Annotated in this window: 11 protein-coding genes; 3 read left to right on the top strand and 8 right to left on the bottom strand. The window is 60.0% G+C overall.

Going from position 1 to position 8,242, the window contains the following annotated elements:
* Positions 1–126: 126 nt before the first annotated feature.
* The 3 genes from NKH02_RS33635 to NKH02_RS33625 are packed head-to-tail and all read right to left on the bottom strand — an operon-like array spanning position 127 to position 1,814.
* Positions 127–573: a pyridoxamine 5'-phosphate oxidase family protein gene (locus NKH02_RS33635; RefSeq protein WP_352873308.1), complete on the bottom strand. Its 447-nt coding sequence runs from the start codon at positions 571–573 to the stop codon at positions 127–129.
* A gap of 11 nt (positions 574–584) precedes the next feature.
* A complete protein-coding gene (locus NKH02_RS33630) occupies positions 585–1,319 on the bottom strand; it encodes a phosphoribosyltransferase (RefSeq protein WP_352884094.1) in 735 nt (244 codons plus the stop codon).
* A 3-nt stretch (positions 1,320–1,322) separates the two neighbouring features.
* Positions 1,323–1,814, bottom strand: a complete 492-nt coding sequence (locus NKH02_RS33625) for a DUF2267 domain-containing protein (RefSeq protein ID WP_352873311.1) — start codon at positions 1,812–1,814, stop codon at positions 1,323–1,325.
* A 59-nt stretch (positions 1,815–1,873) separates the two neighbouring features.
* On the opposite strand from NKH02_RS33625, the gene NKH02_RS33620 reads away from it, so the two are divergent.
* The gene (locus NKH02_RS33620; RefSeq protein ID WP_502911071.1) at positions 1,874–2,203 is read left to right on the top strand and encodes a hypothetical protein; all 330 of its coding nucleotides are present in this window, start codon (positions 1,874–1,876) and stop codon (positions 2,201–2,203) included.
* On the opposite strand, the gene fixJ is transcribed toward NKH02_RS33620, so the two are convergent.
* Together fixJ and NKH02_RS33610 are read right to left on the bottom strand one after the other, a co-directional pair.
* Positions 2,200–2,814: a response regulator FixJ gene (gene fixJ, locus NKH02_RS33615; protein WP_352873312.1), complete on the bottom strand. Its 615-nt coding sequence runs from the start codon at positions 2,812–2,814 to the stop codon at positions 2,200–2,202. The genes NKH02_RS33620 and fixJ overlap by 4 nt on opposite strands.
* Positions 2,801–4,357 (bottom strand): PAS domain S-box protein, encoded by a 1,557-nt coding sequence (locus NKH02_RS33610; protein WP_352873313.1) that lies wholly within the window; start codon positions 4,355–4,357, stop codon positions 2,801–2,803. Before NKH02_RS33610 ends, fixJ begins: the two co-directional genes overlap by 14 nt.
* Positions 4,358–4,547: 190 nt before the next feature.
* Between NKH02_RS33610 and NKH02_RS33605 the strand changes: the two genes are divergently transcribed.
* Together NKH02_RS33605 and NKH02_RS33600 are read left to right on the top strand one after the other, a co-directional pair.
* Positions 4,548–5,360 carry a putative universal stress family protein gene (locus NKH02_RS33605; RefSeq protein WP_352884092.1) on the top strand — a complete coding sequence of 271 codons (813 nt, stop codon included), beginning with the start codon at positions 4,548–4,550 and terminating at the stop codon, positions 5,358–5,360.
* Positions 5,361–5,589: 229 nt separating this feature from the next.
* A complete protein-coding gene (locus tag NKH02_RS33600) occupies positions 5,590–5,859 on the top strand; it encodes a DUF6455 family protein (protein ID WP_352873315.1) in 270 nt (89 codons plus the stop codon).
* Positions 5,860–6,153: 294 nt separating this feature from the next.
* On the opposite strand, the gene NKH02_RS33595 is transcribed toward NKH02_RS33600, so the two are convergent.
* The 3 genes from NKH02_RS33595 to NKH02_RS33585 form a co-directional block, all read right to left on the bottom strand.
* The gene (locus NKH02_RS33595) at positions 6,154–6,852 is read right to left on the bottom strand and encodes a CBS domain-containing protein (RefSeq protein ID WP_352884090.1); all 699 of its coding nucleotides are present in this window, start codon (positions 6,850–6,852) and stop codon (positions 6,154–6,156) included.
* A gap of 114 nt (positions 6,853–6,966) precedes the next feature.
* Positions 6,967–7,122 (bottom strand): cbb3-type cytochrome oxidase assembly protein CcoS, encoded by a 156-nt coding sequence (gene ccoS / locus NKH02_RS33590; protein ID WP_352873318.1) that lies wholly within the window; start codon positions 7,120–7,122, stop codon positions 6,967–6,969.
* Positions 7,119–8,242, bottom strand: a 1,124-nt coding sequence (locus tag NKH02_RS33585) for an HAD-IC family P-type ATPase (RefSeq protein WP_352884089.1), incomplete at its 5' end; no start/stop codon positions are given. The genes ccoS and NKH02_RS33585, both read right to left, overlap by 4 nt.

The following is an 8,242-nucleotide window of genomic DNA, read 5'->3' as shown; positions in this document are numbered from 1 at the left end:
CAATGGCTAGTAGCTTTGTGGGGCCGCGGCGGGGTTTTCGGGCCCTAAACAAAGCCACCGGCTGTAACAACGGGCCGGGCGAATGGCGCGGGCCTTTCCATTTCTTGCAACGAATCGATGGAACGACTACTCGCCGGCTTCTCGTCCGGACACCTGTTCAATCAGGATCCGGAAGAAAACGTGCGGAGCGCTGTCCGAAACGGGAGGCGAGACCGGCTTCAATGCGCCGGGCTCCCACCAGTCGGTATGTTTGCTCAACATCGACCACGCATGATCGCGTTCGAGTTTGTGGCCAATTCGATCCGGTAACTCTTCGTATCGGCCGTCGGCAACGACGCTTCTCCACCCTCGGCCTTGGCCATGTTCGTCGACCTGGACGCATACCAGCGGATTGGCTCGCATCCATTCGATCTTCTTGCCAGGCATGGAGAACGCGTAAAGATGCGCATCGGAATGAGCGTAGTAAAGAGGTACGACGTAGGGCTGCCCATCCTTCGCGCACGCCAGGCGGCCAACACGATTGGCCGTCAGCATTTTGGTACATTCCAAGGCGGAAAGCGTGCGGATCAGCATGACGTGATCTCCTATTTCTCTCGGTCATTCTGTGGGATTGATTTCGTGGCGGCTTTTGAACCGTGGCCGGTGGTCTGTTGCCCGCTTCGGTGTTGCCTGCTGGTTTTCGACCGAACAGCCTCATCCATAGCAGCGACAACGTCGCTGTCGGAGAGTTGAGGAAACCTTCGATAGTGGTAGCCCAAGGCGCGGAACTGTCCTGGCTGACTAAGGCAAACGACGCGGTCCGCTTCCCGCGCCAGTTCGGCAACAGTCTCCTGTGGTGAAACAGGAACAGCCACGATGATTTCCCGTGGTGACCTACGCTTGAGGGCGCGGATCGCGACCTTCATGGTCGTGCCGGTCGCGGCACCGTCATCAACGATGATCACGGCCTTTCCAGCGATCGACAACGGTCTGTTCTTACCTCGATAGGCAACGCGCCGACGTTCCAGTTCGGGACGTTCTTTGGCGATCAAGACACGTAGCGCGTCTTCGTCGAGTGAATAGGTCTCGACGATCTCACGATTCAGCACGACCTCTCCGGGGTCGCCATCGACGATTGCGGCGACAGCCAGCTCGGGATTGCCTGGGGCGCCTACCTTCCGGACAATAAGCAGGTCAAGAGGGGCGTTGAGAGCTTTGGCCACTTCCACCGCGACAGGCACGCCGCCACGCGGCAATGCCAGCACAACAGGCTGATGCAGTTGAAGCTTGCTCAGCTCCAGGCCAAGCTTCACTCCAGCGTCCTCCCGGTCGCGGAACATCGGTCAATCCACGGGCCACAATTTTCGAAGCGACTTCTTCATCGAGTTTCTGATCCGCACGATCTCACCATGCGATATATGGCGGTCGAGCAACTTGAACACCGCGTTGATCGCGACGTCGAAATCAACCTCGTCATCATAGCCGAAACTGTTTCTGACACTGACGACAAAGTCGTGCTTCTTGCGCTCACTCGCAGGTGCCGACGGGTTCCAGCCTTCGAAGTAGATGCCGCGAACCAAAACAGGCAGCTGCGCGGAAAGATCGGCCATTTCCTCTGGCGACAGCCAGTCCCGCACCGTGTGCAGAACGGACCGCAAGAGGCGGCACGCGCTCGGTTCGCTCCAGCAGAGATCCTTGGCGAGCTCATTGACCCACTGCTGCGCCTGCTGGGCAGCGTGGCTGAAACTGGCGAAAGAGGTATGGGACATCTGGCTCATCAGGGTACTCCTTGACGTTTTCATCGTCCTCCTGAAGCGTTGAAGGCGTCCGCGCATTGCGCCGGATCAATTGGCCTATCTCAATTCGAGGTGAGCCGACGCTCTGTGGAGCGTCTTTGATCACGATCAAGGGAAGGTGGCGTCTTGCGGAAAGAGGTTCAACAATTCCTGAAATGATCCAGGTCAAAGCGCGCCGGGCTGTTTCCGTCAAAGATAAGACGATGTGGGAGCCAATCTCAAACGCACCGTTTGGTCGGGACCTCGAACTGGCCGTCTTCGATGACGAAGGGGAGCATGCGCTCGTATTTCCCTGCACAAAGGGACGGGAGGGTTGGAAAAACGCCGCGACTGGCGTCCGTGTTGACATTCGCCCGACCCATTGGCGCGATTGGGAGCCGGGTAGGGAGGCCGCAGGCAACGGCAACGCCTTCGGAGACCGTCCCTAGGGTCTGGATTCGACGATCAATGCCATGCGTACGAGATGCGACAGGCTGCTCGCCTGCATTTTGCTCATGACATTGGCACGATGGATCTCGACCGTGCGCGGGCTGATGCCCAGATCATAGGCGATCGTCTTGTTTGGCAGACCGGAGACGAGTCCGTCCAGCACTTGCCGCTCCCGCTCCGACAATGTCGACAGACGTCCGTTGATTTCCGCGGATTGTGGATGCGCCGCAGGCGCCTGGTTGCGGTTGGCCAACGCGGAGCGGATCGCGTCGATCAGCATCTCGTCGTCGAACGGCTTTTCGATGAAGTCGGAAGCGCCTTCCTTCATCGCCTGAACGGCGAGCGCCACATCGGCATGGCCCGTCATGACAATCACCGGAAGTGTGTGTCCTCGGGTCCTGAGTTGGCGCAGGAACTCGATGCCATCTATGCCCGGCATGCGCACGTCGGTGACGATGCAGCCGTCGAGACTACTCGTCGACATCGATAGAAAAGCCGTGGCTGATTCGTGCAGGCGCACTGCAAAATCTGCTGTCCCTAGGAGAAAACCGAGAGACTTGCGAACGTCCACGTCGTCGTCGACGACATGAACCAGATCACTGCTGGCCATTTGTGACCTCTTCTTTCTCCACGATGCGCAGGGTAAACCGGAAAGCGGTTCCGCCGGTCGGTATTGCCTCTGCCCATATGTGACCGCCATGCGATTCAACGATGGTGCGGCAAATCGAGAGCCCGACACCCATGCCCTGCTTCTTGGTGGTGACAAATGGCTGGAAAAGCTGGGCCGAGACCTCCGGCGCGAGGCCTGCGCCCGTATCGATCACGCTCACTTCGGCCATCCCGTCATCCCGGGCGACAGTTGTGACCTGCAACTCGCGGCGCGGCGCGTCCTGCATGGCCTCCACCGCGTTGCGCATGAGATTCAGCAAAACCTGCTGAATCTGGATGCGGTCAGTCAAGACAAGTTCGGCGGCGGGGTCAAGTTTGTAGCTGACGAGGACATTTATCTCCCTGGCACCAACCAGGGCCAGGGACGAGGCTTCCTCGATCAGTGCCGGCAATCGTTCGACCTGACGCTCGCTTTCGCCTCGTGCGACGAATTCCCTCAGATGACGAATGACGTCTCCTGCCCGCAGGGCTTGCTCAGCTGCCTTTTCCACGGCATCCCGCAGCATGGGCGCGTTCTCTTCCGTGCTCTTATCGAGCAGCCGACGACTGCCCTTGAGGTAGTTCGTGATGGCGGTAAGCGGCTGGTTGATCTCATGTGCAAGCGTTGAGGCCATTTCGCCGAGTGCGGTAAACCGTGCCATGTGCAGCAGTTCCTGCTGCTGCTCCTGGATTCTTGCTTCAGCCCGGTGGCGTTCGGTCAGGTCGCGGCAAAAGCCGGTAAAGAAGCGCCCGGTTCCGGGATGCATCTCGCCCACGGAAAGCTCCATCGGGAAGATAGAGCCATCCTTGCGCATACCGGTGACGGTGCGGCCTACCCCTATAATCCGGCGCTCTCCCGTCGTCAGGTAGCGAAGCAGATAGGCATCATGCTCGTCGCGGTAGGGCGAAGGCATCAGCATTTTTACGTTTTGACCAATGACTTCGCCTGATTGGTAGCCGAACAGAGCCTCGGCAGCGGTGCTGAAGGATTGGATGTCGCCCTGCTCATCGATGACAACCATTGCATCTGGCACTGTAGCCAGGATCGATCGCAAATGGTCCTCACGCAGCCGAAGCGCGGCGTTCGCAAAGGAGAGCTCGCTGACATCCGTGCCTTCAATGAAGATCGCGGTGATACGGCCATCGTCGGCCTTGATAGGCTGATAGACGAAATCCAGGATGCGCTCTTCAATCGGCCCGTCGTCGATGTTGCGAAGGCCGACCTTCACGCCTTGGCCCCTATAGGGCTCGCCAGTCTTGTGCACATGGTCCAGCTGTTCGAAAAACCCTTGGCCTTCGAGTTCGGGAAGGGCCTCGCGCACCGATTTTCCAATCACCCGCCTGTGGCCGATCAGCCGTTGGTAGGCGGCATTGGTCAGTTCGAAGACATGATCCGGCTCACGCATCAGAGCCATGAAGCCCGGAGCCTGCTCGAACATTTGCGACAAAACTGATTTCAGCATCGTCCCGCCGGTCGACAAAATAAGCGCTTCGTCCTGACTCACCTGAGATCCCTGGGTTCGAGACGCCTGAACGAAGGCTACCTATCACTTGTCTCCATACACGCAAAAACGGATCGAGCCCGACTTTTTCGGATGCGGATGCGATTGGCGGGTCTTTGACGCGCATCAAGGCATCAGACGCTGGCGAATGCAATTCATCACGCATTCCATCGTTTCAGCGAAAGGCCCGGCAATGTCCTACAAGTCAATCATTGTAAACCTCGCCGTCGATGGGCCTCCTGCACCTATTATAAGGGTGGGGATCGAACTCGCGGAACGATTTGGAGCCCGTCTTATCGGCTTGGCGGCAGCGGATGTCCCGCCCCTGGTCGCGACAGGCGACGGCATGGTCTACGAAGGCGAGATCATGCAGATCCAGCGAACGGAAATCGAGAAACGGCTTGCCGAACTGCGTGCCGAGTTCGAGAGGCTGGTTCCTGCTTCGATCTTTAGCGAATGGGGCCAAGCCGTCTGCGGCCCGACTCGGTTCCTCAGCGTTTCGGCCAGGGCGGCCGACCTCATCGTCACCGGTGGCAGGGATGGAGACAACGTCTTTCGCGCCGTGGATATCGGCAGCCTTGCACTCGGTGCCGGCCGTCCGGTCCTGGTCGCCGCGAGCAATGGCGAACACGTCCTTGCAAAAACTGTCCTGGTTGCCTGGAAGGACACCAGGGAGGCACGGCGGGCGATGGCTGATGCGTTGCCTTTCCTGGCCAAGGCTAGCGAAGTCGTGGTCGCCACGATCGATACCGATCGCGACGAGAGCATTCGCGACAGCCTTGCCGATGTCGCGGTCTTTCTGGAACATCACGGCATCATGGCACGAACCGAGATGTTGGCCGGCGAAGCCGACGGCGACCGGTTACTGACATTCGCGCGCTCGATCCATGCGGACCTCATCGTCTCGGGCGCCTACGGCCATAGCCGCTTGCGGGAATGGGCGTTTGGCGGCGTGACCCGCACGCTGATCGAAGAGAGCGGCATTAGCCGCTTCATGTCGTATTGATGATAGGCGAAGCCGACCGGCGATCCGTCTGGCCAGACGACGTCGCCTATTGGTCCGGACAAGTTGGTTGTCGGTCAACGGCCATTTCTCGACCGTCTTGTCGCAAAGGTCTAGCGTCCCCAGCTCCCGTTTAGGCTCAGGCATTGGCAACGATGCCGCCTGTTGATCGAGATCAACGCGAGCCGACCGTCAATATGGAAATGATGGCCAGTGGGCAGGAGTGATCCGCATGACCTTTCTCGATTACCTGATTTCAGTTGATGCCAGGACCGTCTTGATGGACCGCATGATGCGGAAGCTGGGCGTCGACAGACAGTTGAAAGTCGTACCCGACCATGCAGCCGTCACCAACCGGGCGGTGGACCGCTGCCGTTCCTGTGGCCACCAAGATGAATGCTCGATTTGGCTCGATGAACACCAGCAAGCCGATAGTCCGCCAGACTACTGCCGCAACCGGGACTTGATCGCGCGGCTGCAGCATGCGACCGGACAACGCTAAAGCGCCGAGCGCTCAGGCTGAATCGAAGGCTTCATTCAATCTTCGGCGACGCACATCTCGGAGGTCCCGCGCAACGAGGTTCGCGGGCTGTGGAATCCATGGCCCGCTTTGGGGCGCTTGAAAGCGCAGACCTCTCCTAGTTGCGGACCATATCTTAAGCCCAGCATCGGAACCCGTTGGCACTGGCCCCTCGGCTGGTGATGTCGTCATTCTCGACCATTCGCTATCGAGCGAGCGATATTGATCCTGGGGCCGACAGTTTGCAACGCTAAGCCCGTCGGGCACGTCCAGCAGCTACGAAACAAGGATGACGGACAGCGGATCGGCGCAAAAGAGATCATCCCTGACAGCCTTGACGCCGGCGACATTTTCGGCGGCGACGATGGCTGCCTGGCGCTCGCGTTCGTCGAAGATAGCGCCGCTGAGTTTCACCACGCCCTCGTTGACCATCACGTCGATCAAGTCGCTGCCGGCCCATTTCCGCGCCATAAGCTCGGCAATGATGCTCTGACGGATCTGTTCGTCGTCGATGACCGTAGCAGCCCTGTCCGGAAGGACGCTGAGCAATGCCCGCAGAAGATCAGAGCGGGTGATGATGCCGACGACTTTCCCATCGTCGACGACCGGAATGCGTTTGACGTGGTGGCGTGTCATGAGCTCGACGATCTCGGCGAGCGATGAGTCAGGGGATGCCGTGACGACATCCTGTGACATCACCTCCTCAACCCGCCGGCCATTGGTGCGGACATATTCATCGGCCGCCTTTCCAGGGCTGACGAGAAATTCCAGCCAGCGTGGGCGCTTGCGCTGCGTGCCCAGTTCTCCCCGACGCAGGAAATCACCCTCGCTGACGATCCCTACCAGCATGCCGTCGCTGCGAATGACGGGGAAGCCGCTGATCTTTTTTGAGAGCATCAGTTCGGCCGCCTCGGCGATCGATGCGGCCGGGTCCATGCCGACGACCGGCTTCGTCATTATGGCTTCGGCTCGCATGTTCGCTCCTCGGATATCTATCCTTGACTATCCAGATCTATGCGCTGCGCGCTTTGATCTGGGTCATTTTCCGGAGCCCCATCCGCATCGGCGCCTTGGGTGGCACCGTCGGAGTCAGCCCTGCGGCTTGTCGTCCCGGTCGATCAGGATCCGCTCGGCGGCTCCATCGAGATCTTCGTATTGACCGCTTCTCAACGCCCACAGAAAGGCTCCCAGTCCAAGGGCACCAAGGAAGAGGGCCACGGGTATGAGGTAGGCAAGGGTCGTCATTGGAGTTGTGCCAACTGGCTGACGCCCTGGCGCCCGTCCTGTCGTGCATCTTGCGCCGCTGCGTTCGACGCAGAGCCTTGCAGACGCAGAGCATTTCCGATCACAAGCAGCGATGAGGCGGACATGGCGATCGCTGCGATCAGTGGCGTAACGTGCCCCAGAATGGCGATCGGAACGGCGACAGCATTGTAGACGATGGCGATCGCGATGTTCTGGCGGATCAGGCTTCCCGCCTTGCGCGAGACGTCCAGCGCGAGAGGCACTGCCGCAAGGCTTTCACGCAAGAATACGAAATCGGCGGCATTGCGGCCGATGTCGGCCGCGGTGGCCGGCGCTATCGAGACATGCGCGGCGCTCAGTGCCGGCGTGTCGTTGAGGCCGTCGCCAACCATCAGAACCCGGTGTCCGTCTCTCGCCAGGGTTTCGATGCATTCGACCTTGCCGGACGGCAGCAGGCACGGAACGAATTCGTCGATACCCAGCGTTTTCGAGACTTCGCCGCAGGCGCCTGCTGTATCGCCCGACAGCATCCGCACCGACACCCCGGCATCGTTCAATCGCTCGATCGCAGCCCTGGCGTCGGCACGCGGCGCATCCTCGAAATCGAAGGTCGCGACAATGATCCCGTCTTTCGTCAGAACCGTCCCGCCATAGCCATGTCTGCCTTCGCCGCCGGTGCGGGCTTTCCATCCAGCCCATCCGCGTCGACCCAGCCGCCAGATGTTTCCGGCGGCAGCGGCCTCGATGCCGAAGCCCGGGTGCTCGGTGACGGCATCGAATTTGCTCTGCCCGCCAGGCGAGGCAAAGCCGGCTATGGCCCTTGAAAATGGGTGGCGCGAATGCGCGGCCATGTCGGCTGCGATTGCCAGCGTCGCCGGATCGATCGACGACGCATTGACGAGCCGGGGCTTTCCGAGCGTGAGCGTTCCGGTCTTGTCGAACACCGCGGTATCGATCATCGCCAGGCGCTCCATGGCCGAACCGTCCTTGACCATGATGCCGTTCTCGAACAGGCGCCGCGCGGCGACTACTTGGACGATCGGCACGGCGAGGCCGAGCGCGCACGGGCATGTGATAATGAGAACGGCAATGGCGATGGTTATCGCCCGGTGCCAGTCGC

The organism is Mesorhizobium sp. M1396, from assembly GCF_040317725.1.
In the GTDB taxonomy this organism is placed as follows: Bacteria; Pseudomonadota; Alphaproteobacteria; order Rhizobiales; family Rhizobiaceae; genus Mesorhizobium.
Note: the sequence above shows the minus strand (reverse complement) of the source record. Positions and strands in the feature narration are given on the sequence as shown.